Origin of the sequence: Burkholderia ubonensis, from assembly GCF_902833085.1 — a bacterium.
In the GTDB taxonomy this organism is placed as follows: Bacteria; Pseudomonadota; Gammaproteobacteria; order Burkholderiales; family Burkholderiaceae; genus Burkholderia; species Burkholderia ubonensis.
This window is the reverse complement of record NZ_CADFEB010000014.1, coordinates 112,954-139,619: the sequence shown is the minus strand read 5'-3', so window position 1 is coordinate 139,619 and position 26,666 is coordinate 112,954. Positions and strand designations below refer to the sequence as shown.

Below are 26,666 nucleotides of genomic sequence, written 5' to 3'. Positions count from 1 at the left end.
CTATTTGCGGCACTTGGCGCACATCATGGCTCTAGCTAAACGCATCATTCCCTGCCTGGACGTTACCGCCGGGCGCGTCGTCAAGGGCGTCAACTTCGTCGAACTGCGCGACGCGGGCGATCCCGTCGAGATCGCCCGCCGCTACGACGAGCAGGGCGCCGACGAACTGACGTTCCTCGACATCACAGCGACGTCCGACCAGCGCGACCTGATCCTGCCGATCATCGAGGCGGTCGCGTCGCAGGTCTTCATCCCGCTGACGGTCGGCGGCGGCGTGCGCGCCGTCGAGGACGTCCGGCGCCTGCTGAACGCGGGCGCGGACAAGGTCAGCATGAACTCGTCCGCGGTCGCGAACCCGCAGCTCGTGCGCGACGCGGCCGACAAGTACGGCTCGCAATGCATCGTCGTCGCGATCGACGCGAAGCGCGTGTCTGCCGACGGCGAGACGCCGCGCTGGGAAGTGTTCACGCACGGCGGCCGCAAGGGTACCGGGCTCGACGCGATCGAGTGGGCGCGCAGGATGGCCGAGCTCGGCGCGGGCGAGATCCTGCTGACGAGCATGGATCGCGACGGCACGAAGTCGGGCTTCGACCTCGCGCTCACGCGCGGCGTGTCGGACGCGGTGCCGGTGCCGGTGATCGCGTCGGGCGGCGTCGGCTCGCTGCAGCACCTGGCGGACGGCATCAAGGAAGGCCGCGCGGATGCGGTGCTCGCGGCGAGCATCTTCCACTACGGCGAACACACGGTCGGCGAGGCGAAGCGCTTCATGGCCGGCCAGGGCATTCCGGTGAGGTTGTGATGAGCACGGATAACGCAATGCCGGCGTGGCTCGACAAGGTCCGCTGGGACGACAACGGCCTCGTGCCGGTGATCGCGCAGGAAGCGTCGACCAACGACGTGCTGATGTTCGCGTGGATGAACCGCGAGGCGTTGGCGAAAACGATCGAAACGCGGCGCGCGGTCTATTATTCGCGCTCGCGCAAGCGCCTGTGGTTCAAGGGCGAGGAGTCGGGCCACGTGCAGCACGTGCATGAGGTGCGCCTCGATTGCGACGAGGACGTCGTGCTGCTGAAAGTCGAGCAGGTGTCGGGCATCGCCTGCCACACCGGCCGGCATTCGTGCTTCTTCCAGAAATTCGAAGGCACCGTCGATGGCGGCGACTGGGTCGCGGTCGAGCCGGTGCTGAAAGACCCCGAACACATCTACAAATGACGCAAACGACCGAAGACACGCTGCTGCGCCTCGCGGCCGTGATCGACAGCCGCAAGGGCGGCGATCCCGATCAATCGTATGTATCGCGCCTGTTCCACAAGGGCGACGACGCGGTGCTGAAGAAGATCGGCGAGGAGGCGACCGAAGTCGTGCTCGCCGCGAAGGACGTGCGCCAGGGCGGCGCGCCGACGGCGCTCGTCGGCGAGGTGGCGGACCTGTGGTTCCATTGCCTCGTGATGCTGTCCCATTTCGACCTGAGCCCGGCCGACGTGATCGCCGAGCTCGAGCGTCGCGAAGGGATGTCCGGCATCGAGGAAAAGGCGCTGCGCAAGCGTCGCGAGCGCGAGGAAAACGGCGGCTGACACGCATCGTCGCGCGGCCGGCCGCCATATCGTGGCAAACTGTAAGAATTGTCATCGAACGGGGGTAGCATCATGACGGATACGCCAAGCCAGTTCCCGCCGTCGGTTCCGGGCGGCGCGGAAAGCGAGCGCCTGAACGGGTTGCGCACGCTGACTCACGTGCTGTACGGGCTCTATGCCGTGCACTGGCTGACGGGCGGCATCACGGGTCTCATCGCGATCATCATCAACTACGTGAAGCGCGACGACACGGCCGGGACGCCGTACGCGGATCATTTCGAATGGCAGATCCGCACGTTCTGGCGCGCGCTGATCGCGTACGTGATCGGCTTCGCGCTGCTGTTCGTCGGCATCGGTTTTCTGGTGCTGGGAGCGGTCTGGATCTGGACGCTGTACCGTATCATCAAGGGCTGGCTGTATTTGAACGACAACAAGGCGCTCGATCCGCAGGCGTGGTTCTGACACCGCGGCGCGCACCTCAGGAGCAACATGAGTCACGATCCGAATTGCCTGTTCTGCAAGATCGCGGCAGGCGAGATTCCGAGCACGAAGGTGCACGAGGATGAAGAGTTCGTCGCGTTCCGCGACATCCGCCCGGCGGCCGAGACGCACGTGCTCGTGATTCCGCGCAAGCACCTGCCGACGCTGTCGTCGGCCGGGGAAGAGGACGCGCCGCTGCTTGGTAGAATGCTGGTGCTCGTCGCCCGCCTGGCCGAGCAGCTCGGCGTGGCCTATCACGGCGGCGAAACCGGTTTTCGCACGGTGATCAATACGGGCCCCGGCGGCGGGCAGGAGGTGTACCACCTGCACGCGCATATCCTGGCGGGCCCGCGCCCCTGGCACCGGATGGGTTGACGGCGCGGGGCGTTTCCCGCGTCGATGGTCGACGCCGGCGCAGCGCCGGCGATTTGCGCCGCAAGCGGCGTGGTTGAGGAGAGTTTCATCATGGGTGGATTGAGCATTTGGCACTGGCTGATCGTGCTGCTGATCGTCGCGCTGGTTTTCGGCACGAAGAAGCTGCGCAACATCGGCAACGATCTTGGCAGCGCCGTGAAGGGGTTCAAGGACGGCATGAAGGACGCCGACGCACCTTCGGCCGACGCGCAGCAACTGCCGCGTTCGGGCTCGGTGGACGTCAACGCGAAGGAAACGACGCGTTCCGATTCGAACAAGGCGTGACGCCGGCACGCTGACGGGCATTCTCCATGCTGGATCTCGGTCTTTCGAAGATGGCGCTGATCGGCGTCGTCGCGCTCGTGGTGCTCGGCCCCGAGCGCCTGCCGCGTGTCGCACGCACGGCGGGCGCGCTGTTCGGCCGCGCGCAGCGCTACATCAACGACGTGAAGGCCGAGGTCTCGCGCGAGATCGAGCTCGACGCGCTGCGGACGATGAAAAGCGATTTCGAGACCGCCGCGCGCAATGTCGAGACCACGATTCACGACAACCTGCGCGAGCACGAGCAGGACCTGAACGCCGCGTGGAATTCGGCGGTCGGCGGCGCGACCGAAACGGTCGACGGCTCCGGCTCGCCGTCCGCATCGTCGTGGCTCGGCGGCACCGCCGCGTCGGCGCCGAAGCGCCGTAACTGGCGGGTCAAGCAGGCGGCGACGCCCGTCTGGTACAAGCGCGCCACCACGCGCCGCACGCACGTGCAGTCCGGCGCCGCGCGCGTTGCGCGCCATCAGCCGGCGAGCCTGCGCCGGCCGACGCGCTTCTTCTGAGCCGAGCGCATGCTCGCTCGTCAATCCAACCGAGGGCCGGTGTGAGCGACCCCCAGCAGAATCCGGACGAAGGCCCGGAAGAAACCTTCATCTCCCATCTCGTCGAGCTCCGCGATCGCATCATCCGTGCGGGGCTCGCCGTGATCGTCGTGTTCCTCGGGCTCGTCTACTGGGCGCCGGACATCTTCCGGCTGCTCGCGCGCCCGCTGATGGAGAACCTGCCGAAGGGCGGCAGGATGATCGTCACGGATGTCACCGGCTCGTTCTTCGTGCCGATGAAGGTGACGATGCTCGTCGCGCTCGTGATCGCGCTGCCGGTCGTGCTGTACCAGATCTGGGCGTTCGTCGCGCCGGGGCTGTACCAGCACGAGAAGAAGCTCGTCGTGCCGCTCGTCGGCAGCAGCTACGTCCTGTTCCTGTGCGGGATGGCGTTCGCGTACTTCCTCGTGTTCCCGACGATCTTCCGCGTGATGGCGCACTACAACGCGCCGCTCGGTGCGGAGATGTCGACCGATATCGACAATTACCTGAGCTTCGTGCTCGGGATGTTCATCGCGTTCGGGGTGACGTTCGAGGTGCCGATCGTGGTCGTGCTGCTCGTCCGGATGGGCGTGCTGACCGTGAAGAAGCTGAAGGAGATCCGGCCCTACGTGATCGTCGGCGCCTTCGTCGTCGCGGCGGTCGTCACGCCGCCGGACGTGTTTTCGCAGCTGATGCTCGCGCTGCCGCTCGTCGTGCTGTACGAGGCCGGGATCCTCGCGGCGCGGTTCTTCGTGCCGAAGCCGGCGCAAGCCGAGCCCGAGAACGGCGAGGCCGCGAGCTGACGCTTTCGGGCAGCGTGACGGAGCCCGACCGGGCGATTCCCCTCTCGCGCAGCGATTCCCCAGCAAAAATGGCAGCCGGTCGGCTGCCATTTTTTTATGCGGGCGAACCGGAAAAAAGGCGGCGCGCCGGCGACGGCGTCATTCGGTGTCGCTGTCCTGCTCGTCGAGCGCCTGCTTCGGCGGCGGCGGGCGCTTGCCGATCATGACGTTCACGTCGAGCTCCTTGCCCTTGCGCACGACGTGCACCTTGGCCGTCGCGCCCGGCTTGATCTGCGCGACGACGTTCAGCAGCTTGGTCGTGTCGGTGATCTCCTCGCCGTTGACCGACACGAGGATGTCGCCCGGCTTGATGCCCGCCTTGTCGGCCGGGCCGCCCTGCAGCACGCCCGCGACGATCGCGCCCGATTTCTGCTGCAGGCCGAACGACTCGGCGATCTCCGGTGTGACGTCCTGCGGCTCGACGCCGATCCAGCCGCGCGTGACCGAGCCCGTCGTGATGATGCTCTCGAGCACGGTGCGCGCGGTCGACACCGGAATGGCGAAGCCGATGCCGAGCGAGCCGCCCGAGCGCGAATAGATCGCCGTGTTGATGCCGAGCAGGTTGCCGTTCACGTCGACGAGCGCGCCGCCGGAGTTGCCCGGGTTGATCGGCGCGTCGGTCTGGATGAAGTTCTCGAACGTGTTGATGCCGAGGTGATTGCGGCCGAGCGCGCTGATGATCCCCATCGTCACCGTCTGGCCGACGCCGAACGGATTGCCGATCGCGAGCACGACGTCGCCGACGCGCGACTGGTCGGAGCGGCCGAGCGTGATCGTCGGCAGGTCGGTCATGTTGATCTTGAGCACCGCGAGGTCGGTCTCCGGATCGATGCCGATCACCTTCGCGGTGGCCGTGCGGCCGTCGGCGAGCGCGACTTCGATCTGGTCGGCGCCGTCGACGACGTGCTGGTTCGTTAGAATGTAACCTTCCGGGCTCACGATAACGCCCGAACCGAGGTTGGCCGCCGGCTCGTCCTGCTGCTTGCGGGCGTTGCGGTCACCGAAGAAATAGCGGAACAGCGGATCCTTCGCGCGCGGATCGGGCGGCAGCGAGCCGTCCTTGCTGGAGAACACGTTGACGACTGCAGGCATCGCCTTTTGCGCGGCGTCGGCGTACGACGTGGTCGCAGGTGCGCCGCCGATGCCGGGCGCGACTTCGCGCAGGGCGACGATCGGCGTGGCGAGCTGCTTGCCGAGCTGTCCTTGCCGTTGCAGCCATTGCGGCTTGAGCGTCACGACGATGAACATCAGCGCGAGCAGCACCGTGACCGCCTGCGCGAAGAACAGCCAGAAGCGTCTAAGCATCTGAATGGACTAGAGGTTTATATGGATCGGATCGAACTCGAATTGTACTTGAACAATACCCTCGAAACCGCGCGGTTCAAGGACTATTGCCCGAACGGGCTGCAGGTCGAGGGCCGCCGCAAGGTCGAGAAGATCGCGACCGGCGTGACCGCGTCGGCGGCGTTTCTCGAAGCGGCGCTCGAATGGGGGGCGGATGCGGTACTGGTCCATCACGGCTACTTCTGGCGCAACGAGGCGCCGCAGATCACCGGCCGCAAATACCGGCGCCTGAAGCTGCTGCTCGCGAACGACCTGAACCTGTTCGCGTTCCACCTGCCGCTCGACGCGCACCCCGAATTCGGCAACAACGCGCAGCTCGGCGCGAAGCTCGGGCTGATCGGCGAAGCGCGTTTCGGCGACGGCGACCTCGGCTGGATGGCCACGCTGCCGATGCCGGTGACGCTCGAGCACTTCGTCGCGAAGGTCGAGCGCACCCTCAGCCGCACGCCGCTCGTGCTCGGCGACCCGGAACAGCAGCTGCGCCGCATCGCGTGGTGCACGGGCGCCGCGCAGAGCTATTTCGACGCGGCGATCGACGCCGGCGCCGACGTGTTCCTCACCGGCGAGGTGTCGGAGCCGGTCACGCACGCGGCCGCGGAGAGCGGCGTCGCGTTCGTTGCGGCGGGGCACCATGCAACCGAACGCTACGGAATCCAGGCGCTCGGGGCTCATTTGTCCGAGCGATTCGATCTCGAACACCTGTTTATCGATATCCATAACCCGGTCTGAGCGGCCGGATTGCGGCGGCGCATCGAAAACACGCAATGTAGCAAACGCTTAAAAGAGAATTGGATTATTCACTCGAGTGGTGGGGGGAAACCCTTAACTATCAACCACTTCGAATGGATTTTCATTTCCGGGCCTTGTAAATGACGACTCCATTCGAGCAAACTAGCGGCGGAATGGAAAGTCGTGACGGAAAATCCAACTCAGAAGTGGGGCGTGAGATGCGAGACAAGGAAGAGAAACGCGTCGACAGCGGCCGCCGTACCTGGCTGATTGCGACATCCGTAGCAAGTGGCGTGGGAGGCGTCGCCACCGTTATCCCGTTCGCGGCGTCGCTGGCGCCGTCGGCGAAAGCGAAAGCGGCCGGCGCGCCGGTCGAAGTCGATATCGGCGCGCTGAAGCCCGGCGAGATGCTCACCGTGCCGTGGCGCGGCAAGCCCGTCTGGGTGCTGAACCGCACCGACGCGATGCTCGCCGACGTGACCAAGGCCGACAAGGAAGTCGCCGATCCGACCAGCAAGAACCCCTATTCGATGCCGTTGCCGGCTTATTGCGCGAACGAATATCGCTCGCGGGCCGACCGCAAGAACATCCTCGTCGTGATGGCCGTGTGCACGCACCTCGGCTGCACGCCATCCCAACGCTTCCAGACGGGCCCGCAGCCGAACCTGCCCGACGACTGGCCGGGCGGCTTCCTGTGCCCGTGCCACGGTTCGACCTACGACCTCGCCGGCCGCGTCTTCAGGAACAAGCCGGCGCCGCAGAATCTCGACGTCCCGCCCTACATGTTCACGTCGGCGACGACGCTCGTGATCGGCAGGGACGAGAAAGGAGAAGCGTAATGGCGACGACCGAGCACAACGAAGTCACGACGACGACGACGGGTCTCACCGGCTGGATCGATGCGCGCTTTCCGTGGACGGTCATGCTCAAGAAGCATATGACCGAGTACTACGCGCCGAAGAACTTCAACTTCTGGTACTTCTTCGGCTCGCTCGCGCTGCTCGTGCTCGTCAACCAGATCGTCACCGGCATTTTCCTGACGATGAACTACAAGCCCGACTCGACGCTCGCGTTCGCGTCGGTCGAGTACATCATGCGCGAAGTGCCGTGGGGCTGGCTGATCCGGTACATGCACTCGACGGGCGCGTCGATGTTCTTCGTCGTCGTCTACCTGCACATGTTCCGCGGGCTGATGTACGGCTCGTACCGCAAGCCGCGCGAGCTCGTGTGGATCTTCGGCTGCGCGATCTTCCTGTGCCTGATGGCCGAGGCGTTCTTCGGCTATCTGCTGCCGTGGGGCCAGATGTCCTTCTGGGGCGCGCAGGTGATCGTGAACCTGTTCTCGGCGATTCCGTTCATCGGCCCCGACCTGTCGCTGTGGATCCGCGGCGACTACGTCGTGTCCGACGTCACGCTGAACCGTTTCTTCGCATTCCATGTGATCGCGATTCCGCTCGTGCTGATCGGCCTCGTGATCGCGCACCTCGTCGCGCTCCATGAAGTGGGGTCGAACAACCCGGACGGCATCGAGATCAAGAAAAAGAAGGATGCGAACGGCATTCCGCTCGACGGCATTCCGTTCCATCCGTACTACTCGGTGCACGACTTCTTCGGTGTGTGCGGGTTCCTGATCGTGTTCGCGCTGATCGTGTTCTTTGCGCCGGAAATGGGCGGCTACTTCCTCGAGGCGAACAACTTCGTTCCCGCGAACCCGCTGCAGACGCCGCCGGAAATCGCGCCGGTCTGGTACTTCACCGCGTTCTACGCGATGCTGCGCGCGACCACCGACCCGTTCAAGATCGTGCTGATGATCGTGATCGCGCTGCTCGGCGTGCTCGCGCTGCTGCGCGCGCGCGGCAAGTGGCGGCTCGGGCTGCCGGTGCTGTCGGCCGCGATCGTCGTGTTCATGTACCTGACGGAATCGAAGTTCTGGGGCGTCGTCGTGATGGGCTCGGCGGTGGTGTCGCTGTTCTTCCTGCCGTGGCTCGACCGCAGCCCGGTGAAGTCGATCCGTTATCGCCCGCTGTTCCACAAGGTGTTCCTCGGGATCTTCGTCGTCGCATTCCTGACCCTTGCGTTCCTCGGCACGCGGCCGCCGTCACCGACCGCGACGGTGATCGCGCAGGTGTGCGCGCTGATCTACTTCGCGTTCTTCCTCGGCATGCCGGTCTGGACGCCGCTTGGCACGTTCAAGCAGCCGCCGGAGCGGGTGCGCTTCAAGCCCCATTAACGTGAGCGAGGAGAGAACGACATGAAGAAACTGCTTTCGATGCTCGCGCTGATCGGGGCGACCGCCTGTGCGTTGCTGACGGCGCCGGTGGCGGCCGCGGAGGGCAATTTTCCGCTCGACCGCGCGCCCGATAACACGGAAAATCTCGTTTCGCTTCAGCACGGCGCGCAATTGTTTGTAAACTATTGCTTGAACTGCCACAGCGCGAACCTGATGCGCTACAACCGTCTGACGGATCTGGGCATATCCCAGAAGGAGATCGAAAAGAATCTCCTGTTCACGACCGACAAGGTCGGCAACACGATGTCCGTTGCGATGCGGCCCGAAGATGCGAACAACTGGCTCGGCGTCACGCCGCCCGACCTGTCGGTCGAAGCGCGGGCGCGCGGCCGGGACTGGCTCTATACGTATCTGCGGAGCTTCTACCGCGATGATGCGCGGCCGACCGGCTGGAACAACGCGGTGTTCGAGAACGTCGGCATGCCCCATGTGCTCTGGCAATTGCAGGGGCAGCGCATCGCGAAATTCGAAGAAAAGACGGACGAGGAGACGGGCGAGAAGGTGCGCGCGCTCGTCGGCTTCCAGCAGATGACCCCCGGGACGCTGTCGCCGGTGGATTATGATTCTGCGGTGGCCGACCTGGTGGCGTACATGACATGGATGGCCGAACCGGCCCAGCAGACCCGCAAGCGCCTCGGCGTCTGGGTGCTGGTGTTCCTCGGCATCCTGACTTTCCTGGCCTGGCGGCTCAATGCCGCGTACTGGAAAGATATCAAGTAATCACGCCTGACCGGCGTGGGGCCGGCGCAAGGCGGAACCCGGAGGAGGGTTCTTCCGCGCGCTGGCCCTCGGCTTTTTTGAGGAAACGCAAATATGATGGTTCTGTATTCCGGCACAACTTGCCCGTTCTCCCAGCGTTGCCGGCTGGTGCTGTTCGAGAAGGGCATGGACTTCGAGATTCGCGACGTCGACCTGTTCAACAAGCCGGAAGACATTTCGGTGATGAACCCGTACGGCCAGGTGCCGATCCTCGTCGAGCGCGATCTGATCCTGTACGAATCGAACATCATCAACGAGTACATCGACGAGCGCTTCCCGCACCCGCAGCTGATGCCGGCCGACCCGGTGCAGCGCGCCCGCGCGCGCCTGTTCCTGCTCAACTTCGAGAAGGAACTGTTCGTGCACGTCAGCACGCTCGAGAACGAGAAGGGCAAGGCAGCCGAGAAGAACCACGAGAAGGCGCGCCTCGCGATCCGCGATCGCCTGACGCAGCTCGCGCCGATCTTCGTGAAGAACAAGTACATGCTCGGCGAGGAGTTCTCGATGCTCGACGTCGCGATCGCGCCGCTCTTGTGGCGTCTGGATCACTACGGCATCGAGCTGTCGAAGAATGCGGCGCCGCTGATGAAGTATGCGGAACGGATCTTCAGCCGTCCGGCGTATATCGAAGCACTGACGCCGTCCGAAAAGGTCATGCGTCGTTAATGGCATGACGAAGGGCATGACGGAGCGGGGCGCGCGGAGGGCCGCGTGATCCGCTCCGGTTAGAGGATTGTGATGCAAGAGATTTCAACGAAGCCTTATTTGCTGCGCGCGCTGTACGAGTGGTGCACCGATAACGGCTACACGCCGCACATCGCGGTGAGGGTCGACAATTCGACGCGCGTGCCGCGCCAGTTCGTTCGCGATGGCGAGATCGTGCTCAACATCAGCTTCGAGGCGACGAGCCAGCTGCAGATGGGCAACGAGTGGATCGAGTTCACCGCGCGGTTCTCCGGCAAGGCGCACAAGCTCGAGATTCCGGTGGCCAACGTGCTCGCGATCTATGCGCGCGAGAACGGGCAGGGGATGGCGTTCCAGGTCGACGCGGTCGCGGAGGATGGTCCGGATTCGGGCGAGTTCGCCGACGAAGCACACGTGGACGAGCCGCGCGGCGCATCGACGGGGCTGACGCCCGTGGCCGACAGCGGCGCGAACGAAGAGCCGTCGGAAGGCGCGGATGAACCGCCGACGTCCGATGGTGACGGGGCGAAAGGCGGCAGACCTCGCCTCAAGATCGTGAAATGAGGTAGAATCTCCTGCTTATGCCGGCTTAGCTCATCTGGTAGAGCAGTTGATTTGTAATCATCAGGTGGCGGGTTCGAGTCCTGCAGCCGGCACCATATTCAGCAAGGGGTTACGAGATTGTTTCTCGTAACCCCTTTCTCATTTGTGGCGGCCGTGCCGGAAAACTACTTGGCGGCCTCGATGCGTACCACGGCACGGCTTCCCGTCGCTTCAGCGTAGCGGGCCAGTATGCGCAGCGATGGCATCGTGCGGCCACTCTCCATGTGCGCGATGGTCGAATGGGTCGTCTGCATCCTTTCGGCAACCTGCTCCTGAGTCAATCCGGCACGTACGCGCGCGGCGACGAGTTCGTGCGCAACGGCAATCCCGAACGCTTGTGCGTCGTACTCGGCCCGAGTAGACGGATCGGCCAGCAAGCGCTTCTTCAGGGTTGTAAGTTCGATCATCGTTCAATCCTCCTTTATCCGGGCGAAGGCCGTTCCGATGGCTCGACGCGGCATCTAGCGCCCTCGTCACGCCTCCCTCTAGCAGGCGCACATGAGGCAACCAAATGCATTCTCATGAACACCCAGGGCAATGTTTCCGTATCGATTACGCAACCCATTCACCCCGGGTGACATCGAGAAGCTAACTCGCGATGCAGTCGATCAGCCCGGCAGTTACATCCCCGGAAGATCGAACTGGAATCCTCTGCTCGGGATGCTTTCCATCACATGCCCCCTGACAAGAGGATCCCCGTAATCCGGCATGATGGAGATCTTCCTGCTGGCGTGATTGATGGAGAGATACACGTGCCCACCCGGTTCGAACCCGAACAGCTTGAAGTGCGCGTCGATAACTTCCATCCACGGCATGCAAGGCCGATCGGACGACATGACCGGGTCGGGTGAGCTTCGAAGCGGCAACCGAAGTGTAGTCTCCGGTTCCCCGCGCTTTGCACGTGACTTATGATTGGCGTCAGCCATGATCAACTCCTCCTATGAGTTGGTGGTGGTCAGCGGGCCGTGAGTGCTGCAACACTCACGGCCCGCGCTTCGTTTACTGCTTGCCTTTCCTCTTCTCTGCGACCTGATTCCTGACGATCAGCGCATCAAGCAACTCCCGCGCGAGTTCGCGAACACGTTCCGGCATCCTTGAGATCGCTTCGAACTGGTACCGCAAGGCGTCGTCAGGCCCGCGTTCATCAGCGCCGAAGAGAATCGCATCAGTGCTGACCCTGAGCGCAATCGCCATTCGACGAAACACATTCAGCGACGGGTAGGCGCTTCCGGCTTCATAGTGCCGGATTTGCAAGACGGAAACGCTGGCGGCATCGGCCAGATCCAGTTGGGTAAGCCCGCGTGCTGTACGGAGCCGTCTCAAACGCTGTGAAAATTCCATATGCCAGATCCAGGGTGGAGTGTCTTCGTTTTCGACACGAATGGTGACAATCTTTCTTGCGCGCGAGTCTCTCGCTCCGTAACCAATATAGATTGCTTTGATTATTGAGATGCTTTATTGGCCGAACGGCATAGGGTCGCCGAGGACCGAAGGCGTGTGATGTTGCGGAGCGGCATGCTTGGGTTAGATGAGTTCAACTGAATGATGTGTCACGCAGCCACGACGACCAACGCAAACAAAAAGGCGGGGCGCCGCGATCCCTCGCAACGCCCCGCCTCACGCTTTCTCAGACCGGTTCCTGTAACGGACGCTTGGCGTCCCATATCGCGGATATGTCGTGGCCCGGTGAATTCCCGCTCATCGCTCACTGCTTCTTGCAAAAAATCCTGGCGTCGTCCGCATCAATCCTGATCGGGTATGCACGCTCAATCAGCGCCTTTTCCGCGTCGCTTGGGTTCCCGAGCCATTGCGGCGTGCAGCGATACAGCAGTCGCCCGGCCGTGCGGTGGGACTGTTCGTCATACAGCAGCGCCACATTCGTGACGTTGCATTGATGCTCTTGGCAAGTTTGATAGAGCCACTCACGAGACTCGCCTACTTTCCAAAGTGATCCTTCCGTCGCCGGTCCACTCAGCAAACGCTTTCGGAGCATTTTCACATCTAGGCCGGACAGATTCAGAAAGTGATCGAACGCGGCCGACACCGCCCGCCCGGTTGCCGTTCCATATTGGTTCCCAGCCGGATCTGCGAGGTTGAAGATCTCTGTTTTATATCCGGAGCTTGCGGGCGTGACATTGTTCGGAGCGGGCGCCTGGCTCTGGACGTTACAACCAAACGCCGTGGAGCAAAACAAACCTGCCAACAAAGATTTCGTTCGGGCCTGAATCGAATGGACTTCAGAAAAGCCATTTAAACGCATTTTTTTATTGTGGTTTCGCATCATTCCTGTACTCCATCTCCATCGGCAAACTCTGCGAGCGTACCCGATAAATCGCATCGCAAGCCATCGTGCACGAGTGAAGCTGCCGAGCGGCGTTCTCGGGCTGGATGAGTGCAACAGAACGGCGCATCACACGTCTTCCAACATTCTCTCAATCGGCCACTACGACCGACACAAACAAAAAAGAGGGGTGCCACCATCCCTCGCGGCACCCCTCTTCAGACATCCCCAGACTGAGCCTCGACCCCCGACGTATTCGGAGTTCACGGCCCAGCCTCAAGCTCAATTGTTGTACTGCCAGGTATTGATGTAGTAATCGCCCCCCGCCTGCCAGCCAAGCTGAACCTGAACGGCGGATTCCGCATGGGCGCCGTTGGCGGTCGAGGTCAACTGATCGACGAAGCCGCTCAGCGTGCTCGAATACGTCGTGCCGTTGATCGTCGGCGTGATCCAGCGCATCACGTCATACGGCTGCGCCTGATACGTCTCGACGCCGTTCACGAACTGCGCGGCGCCCTGCGAATTGATCGCAATCCACGCATTCGGATAGGCCAGGCCGGCAGCCGGCACCGTCCAGTCGATGCCGGCCGTCGGCAACGTCGTAGACGACGCGGTCGACGTACCCGGGCCGCCGGCCGTCAGCAGGTTCGCGATCACATCGCTGCCGAGCGTCTGCCACGGAACGGTTGCCCCGGCTGCGGCATTCATGTTCGGCGCGATGTTGACGACCTTCTGCGGCATCCCGATCTGCTGACCGGCGGCGTCGTACAGCGTGATCGTGTACACCCCGTGCTGCCGGATGGTCGAGACGTCGACCGGCGCCGGCGCATAGTCCGGCGTGGTCGGCGCGAACGCGCTGGCGCCGCCGGACAGCGACGCCCACGACCACTTGTACTGCGTGCTCATGCCGACGTCCGGCCAGGACGGCACGCTGGTCGACGCCCGCGCGGGCGGCGCCGTGACGGCTTTGAGCGGGAACGTCAGATTCGGTCCGATGCCGGCATTGGGACTGAGCATGTAGACGCCGCTCGCCGGCAGCCCGGGGCCGCTCACCAGCGCCGATCCGACGGCTTGGCGCGTACCGTTGAATGGCACATCCACCGGAATCTGGATGTTCAGGCCGGATTCGAAACGGCCGTTGCCGGCGTCCGCCGCGTTGGTGAACTGGACGCGGCCGACGAACGACGCAATGTAGATGTCGAATTGCGCCTGGTTGCCGATGATGTCCCAGGTGCCATTGGGCAGTTGCTGCACGATGTCGCTTGCGAAGTTCGGCGTGCCGTCAGCCTCGGTGATGAGGAAGTACACGAGCGCGGCCGGGTTGCTGATTGCGGGCAGCGTGCCGGACGGCAGGAACGCGACGGTATTCACGCCCTGGAGCGTCGTGCCTTTTGTGAACAACGTGTGGCGCGTGCCGAAGCTCGTGAAGCCGTCGTTCAGGTAGCTCGCGTCGATGGCCGATGCACACGCCGGGCTGCTCGTGCCGGGTGAAGCCTGCATCGCGCTCATGCATTGCCCGAGTTGCGAGACGAGCGTCGCGAGGTAGTTCGCGGGCTGCGACGGGACACGCAGCGGCGTCGCGACGGTCGTGCTCTGATTCAGCGCGATCGCCGTGTCCGGATCGGCGAGACTCGTGAGTTGCAGACCCGTGCCCTTGATCGCCGGGCCTACTGCGACCGAATCGATCACGGCGTCTGCGCCGCTCTGGTTCGGCGAGAAGATGCCGCCGACGGGATCGAACGATGCGGCGGACAGGCCGTTCGCGGCCAGGATCGGGGCGAGCGCCGTGTCGAGCGTGGCGACTGCCGTCGACACTGAAGATGGCGTGACGGCCGTCAGGCCGCCCGATTGCGTCAGCGTGAGCGGGTTGCCGCTCGACGTGAGAAGGGCAGCGACTGCGGTCGTCAGCGGGGTGACGTTGGCCGTCACCGGCGCGCCGTTGTTCGTTGCCGTGCTGGCAACGACCGAATACAGGGTTCCGGACGCGCCCGACGGATCGGTGGCGGTAATCACGAACGGCGCCGTGAGGCCGCTGATCGACACGCTATATGCACCGTTGCTGCCCGAAGTCGCCGCAGCCGTCTTGCCCGTGGCGTCGATGACCGTGATCGGTGCGCCGACGAGCGCGTTGCCGATTGCGACCGTGCCGCTCATCGAGCTTGCGGCCGTCGCGCTGGACGAGCCGGATGAACCAGAGCCTGATCCGCCGCCGCCGCATGCTGCGAGCATCGCGGTCGCGGCAACACACAGCGTGAGCCGTGCGATCCCCGAGGTGCCTTTCTTCTTCATCTTGTTGTTCCCGTTGAAGTGGCGGGTTTCGAACGAAACCCGAATGAGCACCTGTCGCACCGGTTTTGGCATCCGGTTATTCGTGACGTGTAGCGCTTGCTCGACAGAAACTCGCGCACTACCGGTGGCGTGCAACATGCTCACTTGGCGCTATATCGGCTCCGGAACGTATTGCTGAAGAGTTAGCGTTTCAACGAAGAGCGTATTTCTCGCATCTGGAGTAAAGCTTCAGGAATTTCGTCTTGCTGGATTGGGAAATGCTTTATTAAATGCCAATCACGTCAGGAAATTGTCTGGATTGTGTAATAAATCCCCGCGCAAGCTGGTCGGTGAAATCGGCATCAGGCCGCGTCTGTCAACAGTTGTCCCGATGCGCTTCCCAACTTGGTCCGAAGCGCCGAGAGAATCTCGGGAGGATCGATTTCGCTGACTGCGCCGCGACTTTGAAGTCCGATCGAATTGCAGCTTGGCGTCAACCGGAGATGCATCGGCTCGATATGCGCAAACAGCGTGATCGAGCCTACATCGGTCGAGTGGGCAACGTGCATCATGCCGCCGTCGCAGCCGACGAACACGGCGCTGCGCGCGACCATCGCGCGCGACTGCAGCAGGCTCAACTGTCCGACGTACGAACGTATGTCGAACCGAGCATAGGTGTGCCTGCAAATTGCTTCGGCAGCGTCGGCCCCGTTCGGGGCCCCGAGCAGCACGATGGTCGGCGGCACGTCGATGTCGGTGGCTGCGTCGAGCGCCGACAGCAGTTCGGTCCAGCGTTCGTAAGTCCGCCGCGGATCGATGCCCCCGACCGCGATGCACATGTAGCGGGTGTCGGGCACGATGGCGTCGACGCTGCGCTCGGTCGACACGTTGCTATGGAGGTATGGCTTCGCGATATCGCGCAGATAGGCGGGCGTCAGGCCGAGCTCGAAAATGTGGTTGATCGCGGCAAAGCTGAATTGGGTCTGGTTGCGGTCCGGGCCGTAGAAATATCCGAACAGGCTCGCGAACGGCAATCGCTTGAAATGCTCCTTCTTCAGCCGGATCGACGGAAAATTGAATTCGTTCAACAGGATGGCGTCGTAGTCGCGCTTCAGCGCATCTTCGACCCGGTCGAAAACGTTCGAGAATACGTCGTCTTCTTCGAAGAGCGGACGGAGCTTGGGCAGCGTCAGCAAATCGATGCTCATGCCTGTTCCGCGCAGCAGGCTTCGGCCCGCCATGTCCATCGTCGCGTCGCCGAAATTGCTCTTGCCCGTGTACAGCCACAAGATCCGCGCATCACGCGGCAAGGTCGGCCGAGCAAGCGCCAGTTGGCCGCCTGCCGCAAGCGACAAGCGTCGATGCAGGAATTTCTTCGCGATCTTCAGTGTCGGCGTGTTGCCGAGATAGCGCGCCGGATCGTGCGGAACCCATTCATACGGAATCCTGGTGGACTCCGCGACACAACGATCGATCAATCGAAACATGTTTTTCATTGCCCGGCTGGACCCTCGGACTGTCGCCGCTCGGCGAGCACCTGACCCGCGAGACCGGCGATCAGCAGGCCATTGAACGTTGCCGTGTACTTCAGCGTAAACATCTCGAACGCGATGCCCGCGAGCATCAGGCAGAGCGTAAACGCGAGTCCCATGTCGGCCGCAAGGCGCACGCGCGGGCTGTACCGGCGTGCACGCCAGAACGTTGCGATCGGCACCGCGAACAGCGCGACGACCGCGACGGCGCCCGCGATGCCGGAGCGCAGCATGTTGGCGAGCAGTTCGTTGTGCGGGCCGGCGAAGATGGTCAGCCGAGCGCTTTGACTCGCGAAAGCGGTGATCCCGGGTTCTCCGAGATACGCGCGAAACCCGGTGTCGCCGTAGCCGTGCCAGGGGCTTTGCAGGAACAGCTCCCACGCCATGTGCCACATCGTGAGCCGCAGGCCGCCCGATGTGTCGCGATTGGACCCGCTCAGCCACATGTCGAGTTCGTGGTAGATGCTGGCGATCCGCGTCGATGTGTCGTCATGCAAGGACAGGACGACCGCGAGCGTGGCGATGCCAAGCGCCGCGAGCGCGACGAAATGCTTGATGCTGATCGACGGACGCTTGAGCCAAAGCCACAGCGCCGCGGCGACCGGAATCAACAGGTACGCGGTACGGGTCTGCGAGCCGATCACGAGATACAGGCCGGCGACGACGCCGACGATCGACAATGCGCGCGCAGGCCGCGACTGTCCCGGTTCGATGCCGAACAAGCTGAGCATGGCGAGGATGAACGCATAGACGCCGAACATGTCGGTGTCGACGAAGTAGGTCGCGAATCGCCCCCCCCAGGCCATTGTCGCGCGCGGATCGAGCTTCACCTGGGCGACGAGAATCAGCAGTGCGACAGGCGCGACGACACCGATCAGCCGCGCGAAATCAATCCGCTTGTAGCGGAAATAGAACAGCACGGCGATCGAGAGCAGGATGCGCGAAGGCGCATCGTAAGCCTTCGCGATCCAGTCGCCGCGCAGCGCTTGCCCGATGAGCACCGAGATGATCGGCAGCGCGAGCGCGATGCACATCCACCAAAGCGCCGAATTCGAGCCGCGTTCACGTGCGTCGCGCCGGATCGAGCCTGCTGCCGCCAGCGTCGGCGCCAGCAGCAGGAGCAGGCTCGCGTTGGTCACGCCGCGCAGCGACAGGAATCCCATGATGCTCGCGGCCGCGGCCGCGAGCACATACGCGTCGAGCCAGGGAGCGCCGGGATGTCCGACATAACGTGCAATACACTTGGTCATCTTGATCGGTCGATCGGAGGAGAAGCGTTCGTCGCCGGCATGTCAAGGCACTGGCATGCACATGCGGGGCGAAAGTGTGCGCTCAATGCGCGGCCGGCTCGATGAGCCACGTCGCGTACTTGTCGCGCGCGCCGGTAATCTGGGCCGGGAATTGCGGCGCCTCGACGGGCTGCGGCGCATAGCGCAGCGGTCGGTCGAGCACGTCCTTCCCGGAACGGATCCGGCTCTCGATGAATTGCTGGTTCTGGAATTCCGGCTTCACGAACTTCTGGTCGGCGATGCTCTTCATCTTCACGATCATCATCTCGGGGCTCGTCACCCATGAGAAATGCCAGCCCGCGTCGCGCACGTGCTGCACGCGATACTTGCGGAACCACGAGCGCTTCAGCGAGCGCAGCAGGCCGGACGACTTGTACGAGCGGACCGCGTTGACGTTGTTGAAGAACTGCTTCAGATGACGAAGGGTCGTGATCCGCGTGCCGATCCAGTCCGCGAATCCGTCGTTCTCGAGCAGCCGGTTGTTCAGGAAGTACGCGTAGCAATACTGGTGAAGGTCGGCCCGCAGGTAGCGGCTCGGATCGTAGAGACGAATGCACTCGGGACGCGGAATCTCGTCGAGATCGGACACGAGGATCAGGTCATCGGGCCTGGCGTCGTGAAGTCCGTTGATCAGGTAGCTGCGCTGGTAATTCTCGTTCTTCCAGTAGTCCGGCGGACCGGGGGGCAGGTGATCGACCTCGAGATAGCGGATCTTGTCCTTGAAGCGTTCGAAGCGGCGGATGTCGAAGTTCAGCGGCTTCGGGTCGCCGACCTGCGTGTAGCGCGATTCGGCGATGACGAAATAGTCGACGTGATCCCACAGAATCTCCATCCGGAGTTCCAGCAACATGTCTTCGTTGAAGTAGCAGAAGCAGTCGTAAACCTTGGGGGCCGTCGTATTGGACATTCAGCAAACACTCCAGATCACGGATTCGAGCGCGCCGAATCCCGGTACATAGCCGGATGCCGGCATGCGGCGCGGACGTCGCCGCACCGGAAAGAATCGCGTGCGCAGGCGCACGTCAAAGCCATTCGAAGTCGTGCTCCTTGCGGGTGCCATGCACGGTCATCCCGTAGCGTGCGAGCTCCGTGTCGTGCCACGCGCGGTTTTGCCGGACACGCCGCATCTTGTTCAGCTTGCGCGTCAACCAGCTCTGACGGAGCAGTTGATAGTTCGTGCGGTTGCCGAGGCCGCTTCGCTCGGAGAGCCCGCGCTCGCGCTTCATCGCGGTCTGCGTGATCGAGCCGTAGTGATGGAGCCATGCGCCACCGACGATCGCGGACGGAATCCGTGCCTTGTCCAGCTCGTCGAAGAACAACGTATCTTCATAGCCGAGCAGGCTCGGCGTGGCGCGAAAGTAGCCGGCCTGCATCCAGACGTTGCGGTGCACAAGCAGGCAGACTGCGTGGCGCGCACCGGGGCGCTGCACGTCGCGCATCTTGTCGCTCCATGCGGTTGCGAGCGAATCGAAATCGTAGTCGAGCGGGCCTTCGATCATGGCCGGCGACGCGACGAGCAGGCCAAGCCGCTCCGCCGTGCCGATCAGGTTTTCGATCCAGTTCGCGGAGACGAGGACATCGTTGTTCATCACCACCGTCCACTCGGCTTGCTGATGCAGGATCCCCTGGTTCCATGCGGCGCCGCAGCCGAGGTTGTCGCGGTTGTGGACGTAGCCGCCGAGCGGCAGCGTCTGCAGATATTCGCGCGTCGAGTCGGTCGACGCGTTGTCGACAGCGACGACACGATCAAGCGGCGTCCCGTGCCTGACCATGCTGTCAATACACTGACGGGTATAATCCACCTGGTTGTAGCAGGCAAACGTAATTGAATACTTGTTTTTGTCCATGCGGACGCTTCCCCGTGCGCGGATGAATATGGTGCAAGGCAGTCGTTTTTTGTTGCGGAATTATACACAACCACCCGTCCGGACTCGGCTGGCGCAACGTCGCAAACACCGGCCATTCGCCCGCGGTGCAAGGTAAGGGCGGCGAGTTTGCTCGAGACGCGAACTTCCTGTTCGCGTAAGGAATGAACAGAATTCCTGGCTGTTCGAGAAGGCGTGAAACGAAGATTCCGCACGTCCAGCGACGGTGTCCGGTGACGTTGCGCCGCCAGCCAGGCGAGCGAGTGTTGGCGCACCGGCCACCCACCGTCGCTTTTGCCTGAAGCCATCAACCGGCAGTCCAAACTATTTCGGGCCTCGATGCGTACCACGGCACGACTTCCCGTCGTTTTCGCGTCGCGGAACAGGGCGCGCAGCGACGGCATCGTGCGTCCACTCTCCATGTGCGCGATGGTCGAACGGGGCGTCTGCATCCTTTCGGCGACCTGTTCCTGAGTCAATCCGGCACGTACGCGCGCGGCGACGAGTTCGCGCGCAACGAAAACCGTTAGAATCGCCGGCAACATGAAGTTCGGGGACGGCCGTCCCCACGAGAGAGCGGGTTGTCGCCGGACATCAAAACAACAACGGGTTACGCATGAACATGACCGACTTGGTCCAGGCCACAGGCGCGCCGATTCTGCTGGGTGGGAACCAGAGCGATGCGATCAATTTCGGCACGCAGTTGCCGTCCGAGCTGAAGGGGTTCTTTGTCCCTGCGACCTATCTGCAATTCGCGAAGGAGCAGTTGGCCAAGGGCGTGAAGCTCGAAACGAGCACGCCGAAGGATCTCAACGATGAATTTCACATTGCCTTTGCCAAAAAGAAGAAAAATGCAGACCGTTAAGACGTGGTGCGTATCCGTCGTGTTTTCGATGTCAGCGTTGGGCAGCGCGACCGCCTTCGCGCGTGCGCCTGCGGAGGACTGTCTGACGCAGGCGGAAGTCAAGCAGCTCGACCGCGATTTCTGGGCGACCTTCCCGTCGCCCGACGGGTTCGCCGCGTATGCGGCTCCTGACTTCTCGTTCAATACCAACGTCGCAGATCTGTCGCAGTCGCTCGCGCATGCGACAAAGGGCCCGGCGCGCGCGCGGGCCGTTGCTACCTTCCTTGGCCAGCATCCGGACCTGTACGGATCGTTCAAGACGGCGCTCGATTCGACGTACCTGTACTACCCGGGGCGCGATCACCACCCGGATGCGGTGCGCACGTCCGCCACGTTTCCCGCGAATCGATGCGTGTCCGAATTCAACTTCGCCGGAAACGAGAAAAGCGCTCAATGCGTGTACGGTCAGCGCACCCGTGCATTCAGTCTGTCGTTCATCAAGGATCACGGGCGCGTCACGCTGCAGACCGGCATGCTCGGGATGGAGGCTTGCAACTGAGCGGTGCGTCACGCATCTCCCGACATCCGCATGCCCCGTTCTTCCCGCCACAAAAGCGTATCCTGACACGGTGTCGTGCAACGGCGGCGGCGCATCGATTCCGGCCGCCGCCCTGAGCGCGGCCGGCCGTTCTCATGCATCGCCCGTCTCCCCGGGCACCGATATCCGGCCCGCCGCGCACGTCTTTAATGGGGGCGTCATCATGTCAGTCACGCACCATTCCGCAGGCTCCACGGCCACGGCAAGCGAGATCCGCGCGATCGTCGGTCCGATGGAAGACGAAGTCATCGCGCAGATCCTCGACGTCGGCCCGACCAGCACCGAAGTGCTGGATGCGTACACGTGGCTCAGGGCCGACGACCGTCAGCAAATCAAGCTCGAACGTGAACTGCACGGCAGGGCCGCACGCGTGCTCGCGATCCTCGAGCAGGAAGAATCCGACGGCGACGACCGAACGCGCTGAACATCGAATCGCGCCGCGGGACGCGCCGTGCATGGCGTGGCGAGGGGGCTTGCGCGCCCCTTTTTTTGTGTCACGTACGCGTCACGATGACCCAATATGGTTTGACGTTCTCGTGACGGCGACCTCGTCGATCCTGCAAACGCGCCGCCCCGGTCCGATGTGCCGGCCGGGAACGTTTCCAGGGAGCGGAGCGCATCGCGCTATGCGGCGGAACCGCGACGGTTCCGCGCACGCACCGCCGGCGACGCCACGCGCGTGCCCGCACGTGGCGATGCGGGATCGCGCGCATCAACCGCGCGCCTGCGCCATTTCATTCGAGAAGATGATCGAAGGCGGTTCGTGCCGAACCGCCGGAGACACAGGGAGACAAGGACCATGCTGAGTCCGCATGAATTCTCGTTGCTGCTGCGCATTGCACGTGCGCCGGACAGCGTCGATCTGACTAACCCGGCCTTTACCGTGCTCGTAGAAAAGCGTCTGGTCGAAGACACGCAGGTGCGTATGCATCCGGCCGCCGCGCGCGCTGCGCTGACGCCGGTCGGGCAGGCATTGCTCGCACGTTTCGACGAGGCCGCCTGAATCGAAGCAGGGCCATCGACCGCCGGATCGATGCCGGCGCTGCGCGTCACGCCAACCGGGCGACCGGCCGGCGAACGCGCTGCACGATGTAACCGATTACGGTGCGACCGGCACGGTCACATCGCTGCCGAACCAGTGCATCGAAATCTTCTTCAGCGTCCCGTCCTGCTTCAGCGACGTCAGCGCGTCGTTGATCGCCTTCTCGAACTTCGGGTTGCCCTTGCGGAACGGGATCGCCATTTCCTGCTTGCCGCCGTTCAGCACCGCACCCGGGCGCAGCGGCAGGTCCGACGTCTTGATCATGTAAGGCAGCATCAGGCGATCGTCGAGGGTCGCCTCGATCCGGCCGGCCGCGAGGTCGCGCAGCTTCTCCGGCGCGCCCGGATAGGTCTGCACCTCGATGCCGGGCACGGCCCGCGCCATCTGGTCATAGTTGGTGCCGAGCGTCACGCCGAGCTTCTTGCCCTTGAAATCCTCGAGCGACTTGAAGTCGCGCTTGTCGTCCTTGCGCTGGATCAGCTGCGCGGCGGAGTACGTGTACGGCTGGCTGAAGTCGAGGACTTCCTTGCGCTGCGGCGTGATGGTGACCTGGTTCACGATCACGTCGAACTTGCCGGCCTGCAGGCCCGCGATGATGCCGCTCCATTCGGTCGGGACGAACTGCGTCTTCACGCCGAGCTTGGCTGCGACCGCCTTCGCGACGTCGACGTCGAATCCTTCGAGCTGCCCCGACGTGCCGCGCGAGTTGAACGGCGGGTACGTGCCTTCCAGACCGATCCTGAGCACGCCGGCCTGCTTCACCGAATCGAGGAGGTCCTCCGCGTGGGCGGCAACGGCGGCGAAGCCCAGGGCCGATGCGAGCAGCAGGCCCGAGAGCAGGAACTTCGAAGGTTTCATGGCGTATCTCCAGAGTGATGTTGTAAAAGCCCGGCAGCGCCCGCTTGCCGACGACGGGCGCGACGCGCAACCGGGATGGCCGGCAGGGCGCCCGGCAGCCGAAAACACGGGTAGCTAGACACTACTCGCAACCAGACGCGACCGGTAGCGGAATTGGCCCTGATTGCAACCGTCCGGGTGGCGGGCGGGTTCGGGTGACTCCGTTAAATCAGGTCATTTATCTGATTTAACACGCATTTTGTCGGTAGAATGCGCGCGGGCAGGAATTCGAAGATGCGCCATCCGAGGGTGCTTTAAAAGAAAAAACGAGGCCATAAGAATATGCAGAACGTGATTGCCGCGATGCGCGGGGGCTTGCTTCAGCAGGACCGGCTGCTGAAGCTCGACACGCCGCTCGGCGCGAACACGCTGACGGTGCAGCGCGCCGTCGGCCGCTCGCGCATCGGGCGCGCATACGAATTCACGCTGGACGTGCTGGCGGCGGACGGCGATGTGGAACTCAAGAAGCTGATCGCGCAGCCGGTGACGTTGTGGATCCAGCAGGCCGATCGCGACTACCGGCCGATGCACGGCTACGTGCATACCGCGCGCCGGCTGGGCGCCGACGGCGAGCTCACGACCTACCAGCTCGTGTTCGCCGATTTCACCCATTTCCTGAAGTTCCGCCGCGATCAGCGGATCTGGAGCGACGCGCCTGTCGACCAGATCGTCAGCGACGTGCTGAACCGCCATCCGCAGGCGCGGGGACGTTTCCGCTTTGCGCTGTCGACGCCGCTGCCGAGCCGCTCGTACACGCGGCAGCATGAGACCGACTGGCATTTCGTGCACCGGCTGATGGAGGACGAGGGCCTCTATTTCGCATGGCAGCAGGCCGACGACGGCAAGTCGCACACGCTCGTGATCACCGACAACCTGCAGGCGTTCGCACCGCTGTCGCCGGAGACGGTGCGCTTCTATCGCGCGGGCGCCGCGAGCGAGACGGACGCGTTCACGCAATGGACCGGCACGCGCACGCTGCAGAGCGTCACGCGCACGACGCGCACCTTCGACTACAAGAATCCGTCCGTGCCGTCGAACCCGAAAGGCACGACGCTGCCGACGATGGGTACGCAGGGCGAGCTGCCCGACCAGCTCGAGGTGTACGAGTACACCGGCGCTTACACGTATCTGGACCAGTCGCGCGGCGACCACCTGACGAAGGTCCGGATGGAGGCGTGGGAATCCGAGGCGAAGCGCTTTCGCGCCGCGGGCGGTGTGCGCGGCATCGATGCGGGACGGCGCTTCACGCTGTCGGATCATCCGGAGCACGATCGCGACCCGGCCGACCAGCGCGAATTCGCGGCGATCGAGGTCGCGTGGTGGATCGAGAACAACCTGCCGGTGTCGAGCGGCGGCGCGAGTTTTCCGCACAGCCTGAGCGAGGCGCTGATGCAGGCGCAGGCCGGCTGCGCCGCCGATCCGGCATGTCGCGTGCCGCACGGCGACGGCTCGGTCGGCTTCTACCTCGTCGAGGTCGAAGCGCAGCGCGCGAGCATCCCGTACCGCAGCCCGTTCGAGCATCACAAGCCGGCAATGCATCTGGAGACGGCGATCGTCGTCGGGCCGCAGGGCGAGGAAGTCTATACCGACGAGCTGAATCGCATCCGCGTGCAGTTCGTCTGGGATCGCGTGAATCCGGGCGACGAGAAAGCGTCGTGCTGGGTGCGCGTCGTGCAGTCGGATACCGGCGGCGGCTATGGCGGCGTGCACATCCCGCGCATCGGCGAGGAAGTGCTGATCGACTACGTTGGCGGTGACTGCGATCGGCCGTTGGCCGTGGGCCGCGTCTATAACGGCGCAGCCAAGCCGCAATGGCATAGCGACGGCATTCTGTCCGGGTACCGGTCGAAAGAGTATTCGGGCAGCGGCTACAACCAGCTCGTGATGGACGACGCGACCGGGCAGAACCGCGTGCAGCTGATGAGCAGCAGCGCGAACAGCCTGCTGCATCTCGGTTATCTGATCGATCAGAACGGCAATGCGCGCGGGGCGTATCTCGGCAGCGGGTTCGATCTGCGTTCGGATGCGCATGGCGCGGTGCGCGCGAGCCAGGGCCTGTACGTAACGACGCACCCGAAAGCGCCGAACAGCCAGCCGCTCGACGTGAAGGAAGCGCAGCAGCAATTGGTGAACGCGGAGAGCCTTGTTGAAGCGCTGTCGGGCGTCAGCGAACAGCATCAGGCCGAGAACCTGAAGGACGCGCACGATACGCTGCGCGCGTTCACCGATGCGACGCAGGACAGCGTGCCGGGCAGCGCGTCGGGCGGACGCACGGCGGGCGGCGGCACCGGCAACGCGAACGCGTTCAAGGAGCCGGTGATGCTGTTCGGCAGCCCGTCGGGCATCGCGATGTCGACACAGCAGTCGGTGCACGTGGCGGCGAACGATCACGTGAATATCGCCAGCGGACGGAGCGTGCACGTTGCGGCGGGCAAGTCGCTGCTCGCGAGCATCGGGCAGAAGCTGAGCCTGTTCGTGCAAAACGCGGGGATCAAGCTGTTCGCCGGTAAAGGCAAGGTCGAGATCCAGGCGCAGTCGGACAGCATCGAAGTGACTGCGCAGAAGACGGTGAAGGTGCTGTCGGCGACCGACAGGATCGAGATCGCAGCCGACCAGGGCATCCTGCTGACGAGCGGCGGCGGGTATATCCGCATCGCCGGCGGGAACATCGAGATCCATGCGCCGGGGAAAGTCGACGTGAAAGGCGCGTCGCATGCGTTCAGCGGGCCGGCGAGCATGGGGTATCCGCTGCCGAGCCCGCGGCCGGATCAGCCGGGGCAGCTGGAGTTGCTGCACACATACGGGAATGGCGAGCCGGTGAAAGGCGGCATGTTCTCGGTGTTCGACGGCAACGGCGGCCTGCTGAAGAAAGGGGCGCTTGACAATAACGGGCACATGATCGTGAGCGGTCTGCCGCCGGGCGCCGCGCAGGTGAAGTTCGGCGAGGATCCGCGTTCGCAAGATCAGGCGTCGAGCTTGTTCAAGGTCGCGCCGTGGCCGCCGAATCCCGCGCCGGCCGGCGGCGCCGAGGCCGCCGCGCACGCGCAGCTCGGTTCGTTCCTTCCGTCGGCGGGCGCCGCCGCGGGTGGGCTGGCAGGACTGGCGAGCTCTGCGATGCAAGGCGGCGCCGCACTTGCGAAAACCGCCCCAGGCCAAGGTATGGGCATGGCTCAGCAGGCGCTCGGCGGCATGTTGCCGGCCGGAGCGTCGAATGTCGTCGGCGCGGCGAGCACGCTCGCGGGACTGACCGGCTCGGCGTCGCAGGGCGCGGCCGCGCTCGCGAAGGCCGTCGCCGGCCAGGGCCTCGGCATCGCCACACAGGCCGCCGGCAGCGTGTTGCCGGCCGGTGCGCAGGCAGCACTGTCGCAAGCGGGCCAGTTGAGCGCCGCCGCGCAACAGGTTGGCGGCCTCGCGCAATCGGCGCGCAGTGCGGCCGCCGCACTGAAAACGATCTGAGTGTCGCCCCATCCACCATTCCGGGAA

The 26,666-nt window shown here is 63.8% G+C and carries 30 protein-coding genes, 1 tRNA gene and 1 pseudogene; 20 read left to right on the top strand and 12 right to left on the bottom strand.

The features are described 5' to 3' along the window. Window positions 1-25 precede the first annotated feature (25 nt). From hisF to tatC, 8 genes are all read left to right on the top strand, one after another. Complete coding sequence (gene hisF / locus HWX31_RS33050) at window positions 26-799, top strand: imidazole glycerol phosphate synthase subunit HisF (RefSeq protein ID WP_059530105.1); 774 nt, start codon at window positions 26-28, stop codon at window positions 797-799. Then, window positions 799-1,212: a phosphoribosyl-AMP cyclohydrolase gene (gene hisI / locus HWX31_RS33045; protein ID WP_059614059.1), complete on the top strand. Its 414-nt coding sequence runs from the start codon at window positions 799-801 to the stop codon at window positions 1,210-1,212. Before hisF ends, hisI begins: the two co-directional genes overlap by 1 nt. Next, the gene (locus tag HWX31_RS33040; protein WP_010092881.1) at window positions 1,209-1,574 is read left to right on the top strand and encodes a phosphoribosyl-ATP diphosphatase; all 366 of its coding nucleotides are present in this window, start codon (window positions 1,209-1,211) and stop codon (window positions 1,572-1,574) included. Before hisI ends, HWX31_RS33040 begins: the two co-directional genes overlap by 4 nt. A gap of 72 nt (window positions 1,575-1,646) precedes the next feature. Next, on the top strand, window positions 1,647-2,036 hold the full coding sequence (locus HWX31_RS33035; RefSeq protein ID WP_174959445.1) for a DUF4870 family protein: 390 nt from the start codon (window positions 1,647-1,649) through the stop codon (window positions 2,034-2,036). Window positions 2,037-2,063: 27 nt separating this feature from the next. After that, a complete protein-coding gene (locus tag HWX31_RS33030; protein WP_010092879.1) occupies window positions 2,064-2,429 on the top strand; it encodes a histidine triad nucleotide-binding protein in 366 nt (121 codons plus the stop codon). A 90-nt stretch (window positions 2,430-2,519) separates the two neighbouring features. Next, entirely contained in the window at window positions 2,520-2,753 is a 234-nt protein-coding gene (tatA, locus tag HWX31_RS33025; protein WP_042584484.1) for a Sec-independent protein translocase subunit TatA, read from the top strand. 26 nt (window positions 2,754-2,779) lie between these two features. Then, complete coding sequence (gene tatB / locus HWX31_RS33020) at window positions 2,780-3,295, top strand: Sec-independent protein translocase protein TatB (RefSeq protein WP_059614055.1); 516 nt, start codon at window positions 2,780-2,782, stop codon at window positions 3,293-3,295. A gap of 41 nt (window positions 3,296-3,336) precedes the next feature. Next, entirely contained in the window at window positions 3,337-4,119 is a 783-nt protein-coding gene (gene tatC / locus HWX31_RS33015; protein WP_059614053.1) for a twin-arginine translocase subunit TatC, read from the top strand. A 138-nt stretch (window positions 4,120-4,257) separates the two neighbouring features. Here the strand turns inward: tatC and HWX31_RS33010 are convergent, their stop codons facing one another. Then, window positions 4,258-5,463: a Do family serine endopeptidase gene (locus HWX31_RS33010; protein ID WP_042582955.1), complete on the bottom strand. Its 1,206-nt coding sequence runs from the start codon at window positions 5,461-5,463 to the stop codon at window positions 4,258-4,260. A 21-nt stretch (window positions 5,464-5,484) separates the two neighbouring features. Here HWX31_RS33010 and HWX31_RS33005 point away from each other — a divergent pair, with 21 nt between their 5' ends. From HWX31_RS33005 to HWX31_RS32975, 7 genes are all read left to right on the top strand, one after another. Then, window positions 5,485-6,231 carry a Nif3-like dinuclear metal center hexameric protein gene (locus HWX31_RS33005; protein WP_174959447.1) on the top strand — a complete coding sequence of 249 codons (747 nt, stop codon included), beginning with the start codon at window positions 5,485-5,487 and terminating at the stop codon, window positions 6,229-6,231. Window positions 6,232-6,449: 218 nt separating this feature from the next. Further along, a complete protein-coding gene (petA, locus tag HWX31_RS33000) occupies window positions 6,450-7,070 on the top strand; it encodes a ubiquinol-cytochrome c reductase iron-sulfur subunit (RefSeq protein ID WP_059614048.1) in 621 nt (206 codons plus the stop codon). Beyond that, window positions 7,070-8,461, top strand: a complete 1,392-nt coding sequence (locus HWX31_RS32995; protein WP_059614046.1) for a cytochrome b — start codon at window positions 7,070-7,072, stop codon at window positions 8,459-8,461. The genes petA and HWX31_RS32995 overlap by 1 nt, the downstream gene beginning before the upstream one ends. A gap of 21 nt (window positions 8,462-8,482) precedes the next feature. After that, on the top strand, window positions 8,483-9,241 hold the full coding sequence (locus HWX31_RS32990; protein ID WP_174959449.1) for a cytochrome c1: 759 nt from the start codon (window positions 8,483-8,485) through the stop codon (window positions 9,239-9,241). A 93-nt stretch (window positions 9,242-9,334) separates the two neighbouring features. Beyond that, window positions 9,335-9,946 carry a glutathione S-transferase N-terminal domain-containing protein gene (locus tag HWX31_RS32985; RefSeq protein WP_006400565.1) on the top strand — a complete coding sequence of 204 codons (612 nt, stop codon included), beginning with the start codon at window positions 9,335-9,337 and terminating at the stop codon, window positions 9,944-9,946. A 72-nt stretch (window positions 9,947-10,018) separates the two neighbouring features. Continuing rightward, a complete protein-coding gene (locus HWX31_RS32980) occupies window positions 10,019-10,528 on the top strand; it encodes a ClpXP protease specificity-enhancing factor (protein WP_059616520.1) in 510 nt (169 codons plus the stop codon). Between the two features lie 19 nt (window positions 10,529-10,547). After that, window positions 10,548-10,623 (top strand) — tRNA-Thr (locus tag HWX31_RS32975). A 69-nt stretch (window positions 10,624-10,692) separates the two neighbouring features. Here HWX31_RS32975 and HWX31_RS32970 read toward each other — a convergent pair. The 10 genes and pseudogenes from HWX31_RS32970 to HWX31_RS35100 all read right to left on the bottom strand — a co-directional run. Next, entirely contained in the window at window positions 10,693-10,974 is a 282-nt protein-coding gene (locus tag HWX31_RS32970; protein WP_174959451.1) for a helix-turn-helix domain-containing protein, read from the bottom strand. 213 nt (window positions 10,975-11,187) lie between these two features. Continuing rightward, window positions 11,188-11,493 (bottom strand): hypothetical protein, encoded by a 306-nt coding sequence (locus HWX31_RS32965; protein WP_174959372.1) that lies wholly within the window; start codon window positions 11,491-11,493, stop codon window positions 11,188-11,190. A gap of 73 nt (window positions 11,494-11,566) precedes the next feature. Further along, window positions 11,567-11,908, bottom strand: a complete 342-nt coding sequence (locus HWX31_RS32960) for a helix-turn-helix domain-containing protein (RefSeq protein ID WP_174959453.1) — start codon at window positions 11,906-11,908, stop codon at window positions 11,567-11,569. A gap of 364 nt (window positions 11,909-12,272) precedes the next feature. Next, complete coding sequence (locus HWX31_RS32955; protein WP_174959455.1) at window positions 12,273-12,851, bottom strand: hypothetical protein; 579 nt, start codon at window positions 12,849-12,851, stop codon at window positions 12,273-12,275. A gap of 279 nt (window positions 12,852-13,130) precedes the next feature. After that, window positions 13,131-15,137: a cell wall anchor protein gene (locus HWX31_RS32950; protein ID WP_244143911.1), complete on the bottom strand. Its 2,007-nt coding sequence runs from the start codon at window positions 15,135-15,137 to the stop codon at window positions 13,131-13,133. 341 nt (window positions 15,138-15,478) lie between these two features. Continuing rightward, window positions 15,479-16,603, bottom strand: coding sequence for a glycosyltransferase family 9 protein (locus tag HWX31_RS32945; RefSeq protein WP_174959458.1), 1,125 nt, complete (start codon window positions 16,601-16,603; stop codon window positions 15,479-15,481). 5 nt (window positions 16,604-16,608) lie between these two features. Next, complete coding sequence (locus tag HWX31_RS32940; RefSeq protein WP_244143910.1) at window positions 16,609-17,898, bottom strand: O-antigen ligase family protein; 1,290 nt, start codon at window positions 17,896-17,898, stop codon at window positions 16,609-16,611. A gap of 82 nt (window positions 17,899-17,980) precedes the next feature. Beyond that, window positions 17,981-18,844: a glycosyltransferase family 17 protein gene (locus tag HWX31_RS32935; RefSeq protein ID WP_059613597.1), complete on the bottom strand. Its 864-nt coding sequence runs from the start codon at window positions 18,842-18,844 to the stop codon at window positions 17,981-17,983. Window positions 18,845-18,959: 115 nt separating this feature from the next. Then, a complete protein-coding gene (locus HWX31_RS32930) occupies window positions 18,960-19,784 on the bottom strand; it encodes a glycosyltransferase family 2 protein (protein ID WP_059725489.1) in 825 nt (274 codons plus the stop codon). A 407-nt stretch (window positions 19,785-20,191) separates the two neighbouring features. Next, a pseudogene (locus HWX31_RS35100) lies at window positions 20,192-20,347 on the bottom strand (helix-turn-helix domain-containing protein); the annotation flags it as partial. 71 nt (window positions 20,348-20,418) lie between these two features. Between HWX31_RS35100 and HWX31_RS32920 the strand changes: the two are divergent. From HWX31_RS32920 to HWX31_RS32905, 4 genes are all read left to right on the top strand, one after another. Next, the gene (locus HWX31_RS32920; protein ID WP_244143909.1) at window positions 20,419-20,667 is read left to right on the top strand and encodes a C40 family peptidase; all 249 of its coding nucleotides are present in this window, start codon (window positions 20,419-20,421) and stop codon (window positions 20,665-20,667) included. A 28-nt stretch (window positions 20,668-20,695) separates the two neighbouring features. Next, window positions 20,696-21,205 carry a hypothetical protein gene (locus HWX31_RS32915; RefSeq protein WP_244143908.1) on the top strand — a complete coding sequence of 170 codons (510 nt, stop codon included), beginning with the start codon at window positions 20,696-20,698 and terminating at the stop codon, window positions 21,203-21,205. 202 nt (window positions 21,206-21,407) lie between these two features. Beyond that, window positions 21,408-21,668, top strand: a complete 261-nt coding sequence (locus tag HWX31_RS32910) for a hypothetical protein (protein ID WP_174959462.1) — start codon at window positions 21,408-21,410, stop codon at window positions 21,666-21,668. Window positions 21,669-22,043: 375 nt separating this feature from the next. Next, window positions 22,044-22,247, top strand: a complete 204-nt coding sequence (locus HWX31_RS32905; RefSeq protein ID WP_174959464.1) for a hypothetical protein — start codon at window positions 22,044-22,046, stop codon at window positions 22,245-22,247. Between the two features lie 96 nt (window positions 22,248-22,343). On the opposite strand, the gene HWX31_RS32900 is transcribed toward HWX31_RS32905, so the two are convergent. Beyond that, window positions 22,344-23,144 carry a transporter substrate-binding domain-containing protein gene (locus HWX31_RS32900; RefSeq protein WP_059753867.1) on the bottom strand — a complete coding sequence of 267 codons (801 nt, stop codon included), beginning with the start codon at window positions 23,142-23,144 and terminating at the stop codon, window positions 22,344-22,346. Between the two features lie 321 nt (window positions 23,145-23,465). On the opposite strand from HWX31_RS32900, the gene HWX31_RS32895 reads away from it, so the two are divergent. Further along, complete coding sequence (locus HWX31_RS32895; protein WP_174959466.1) at window positions 23,466-26,639, top strand: type VI secretion system Vgr family protein; 3,174 nt, start codon at window positions 23,466-23,468, stop codon at window positions 26,637-26,639. Window positions 26,640-26,666 lie beyond the last annotated feature (27 nt).

What these genes read in the sequence shown, in the direction of transcription:
- hisF (WP_059530105.1), top strand. Translation starts at nt 26, where the DNA reads ATGGCTCTAGCTAAACGCATCATTCCCTGCCTGGACGTTACCGCCGGG.
- hisI (WP_059614059.1), top strand. Translation starts at nt 799, where the DNA reads ATGAGCACGGATAACGCAATGCCGGCGTGGCTCGACAAGGTCCGCTGG.
- HWX31_RS33040 (WP_010092881.1), top strand. Translation starts at nt 1,209, where the DNA reads ATGACGCAAACGACCGAAGACACGCTGCTGCGCCTCGCGGCCGTGATC.
- HWX31_RS33035 (WP_174959445.1), top strand. Translation starts at nt 1,647, where the DNA reads ATGACGGATACGCCAAGCCAGTTCCCGCCGTCGGTTCCGGGCGGCGCG.
- HWX31_RS33030 (WP_010092879.1), top strand. Translation starts at nt 2,064, where the DNA reads ATGAGTCACGATCCGAATTGCCTGTTCTGCAAGATCGCGGCAGGCGAG.
- tatA (WP_042584484.1), top strand. Translation starts at nt 2,520, where the DNA reads ATGGGTGGATTGAGCATTTGGCACTGGCTGATCGTGCTGCTGATCGTC.
- tatB (WP_059614055.1), top strand. Translation starts at nt 2,780, where the DNA reads ATGCTGGATCTCGGTCTTTCGAAGATGGCGCTGATCGGCGTCGTCGCG.
- HWX31_RS33010 (WP_042582955.1), bottom strand. Translation starts at nt 5,463, where the DNA reads ATGCTTAGACGCTTCTGGCTGTTCTTCGCGCAGGCGGTCACGGTGCTG.
- HWX31_RS33005 (WP_174959447.1), top strand. Translation starts at nt 5,485, where the DNA reads ATGGATCGGATCGAACTCGAATTGTACTTGAACAATACCCTCGAAACC.
- petA (WP_059614048.1), top strand. Translation starts at nt 6,450, where the DNA reads ATGCGAGACAAGGAAGAGAAACGCGTCGACAGCGGCCGCCGTACCTGG.
- HWX31_RS32995 (WP_059614046.1), top strand. Translation starts at nt 7,070, where the DNA reads ATGGCGACGACCGAGCACAACGAAGTCACGACGACGACGACGGGTCTC.
- HWX31_RS32990 (WP_174959449.1), top strand. Translation starts at nt 8,483, where the DNA reads ATGAAGAAACTGCTTTCGATGCTCGCGCTGATCGGGGCGACCGCCTGT.
- HWX31_RS32985 (WP_006400565.1), top strand. Translation starts at nt 9,335, where the DNA reads ATGATGGTTCTGTATTCCGGCACAACTTGCCCGTTCTCCCAGCGTTGC.
- HWX31_RS32980 (WP_059616520.1), top strand. Translation starts at nt 10,019, where the DNA reads ATGCAAGAGATTTCAACGAAGCCTTATTTGCTGCGCGCGCTGTACGAG.
- HWX31_RS32970 (WP_174959451.1), bottom strand. Translation starts at nt 10,974, where the DNA reads ATGATCGAACTTACAACCCTGAAGAAGCGCTTGCTGGCCGATCCGTCT.
- HWX31_RS32965 (WP_174959372.1), bottom strand. Translation starts at nt 11,493, where the DNA reads ATGGCTGACGCCAATCATAAGTCACGTGCAAAGCGCGGGGAACCGGAG.
- HWX31_RS32960 (WP_174959453.1), bottom strand. Translation starts at nt 11,908, where the DNA reads ATGGAATTTTCACAGCGTTTGAGACGGCTCCGTACAGCACGCGGGCTT.
- HWX31_RS32955 (WP_174959455.1), bottom strand. Translation starts at nt 12,851, where the DNA reads ATGATGCGAAACCACAATAAAAAAATGCGTTTAAATGGCTTTTCTGAA.
- HWX31_RS32950 (WP_244143911.1), bottom strand. Translation starts at nt 15,137, where the DNA reads ATGAAGAAGAAAGGCACCTCGGGGATCGCACGGCTCACGCTGTGTGTT.
- HWX31_RS32945 (WP_174959458.1), bottom strand. Translation starts at nt 16,603, where the DNA reads ATGTTTCGATTGATCGATCGTTGTGTCGCGGAGTCCACCAGGATTCCG.
- HWX31_RS32940 (WP_244143910.1), bottom strand. Translation starts at nt 17,898, where the DNA reads ATGACCAAGTGTATTGCACGTTATGTCGGACATCCCGGCGCTCCCTGG.
- HWX31_RS32935 (WP_059613597.1), bottom strand. Translation starts at nt 18,844, where the DNA reads ATGTCCAATACGACGGCCCCCAAGGTTTACGACTGCTTCTGCTACTTC.
- HWX31_RS32930 (WP_059725489.1), bottom strand. Translation starts at nt 19,784, where the DNA reads ATGGACAAAAACAAGTATTCAATTACGTTTGCCTGCTACAACCAGGTG.
- HWX31_RS32920 (WP_244143909.1), top strand. Translation starts at nt 20,419, where the DNA reads ATGAACATGACCGACTTGGTCCAGGCCACAGGCGCGCCGATTCTGCTG.
- HWX31_RS32915 (WP_244143908.1), top strand. Translation starts at nt 20,696, where the DNA reads ATGTCAGCGTTGGGCAGCGCGACCGCCTTCGCGCGTGCGCCTGCGGAG.
- HWX31_RS32910 (WP_174959462.1), top strand. Translation starts at nt 21,408, where the DNA reads ATGTCAGTCACGCACCATTCCGCAGGCTCCACGGCCACGGCAAGCGAG.
- HWX31_RS32905 (WP_174959464.1), top strand. Translation starts at nt 22,044, where the DNA reads ATGCTGAGTCCGCATGAATTCTCGTTGCTGCTGCGCATTGCACGTGCG.
- HWX31_RS32900 (WP_059753867.1), bottom strand. Translation starts at nt 23,144, where the DNA reads ATGAAACCTTCGAAGTTCCTGCTCTCGGGCCTGCTGCTCGCATCGGCC.
- HWX31_RS32895 (WP_174959466.1), top strand. Translation starts at nt 23,466, where the DNA reads ATGCAGAACGTGATTGCCGCGATGCGCGGGGGCTTGCTTCAGCAGGAC.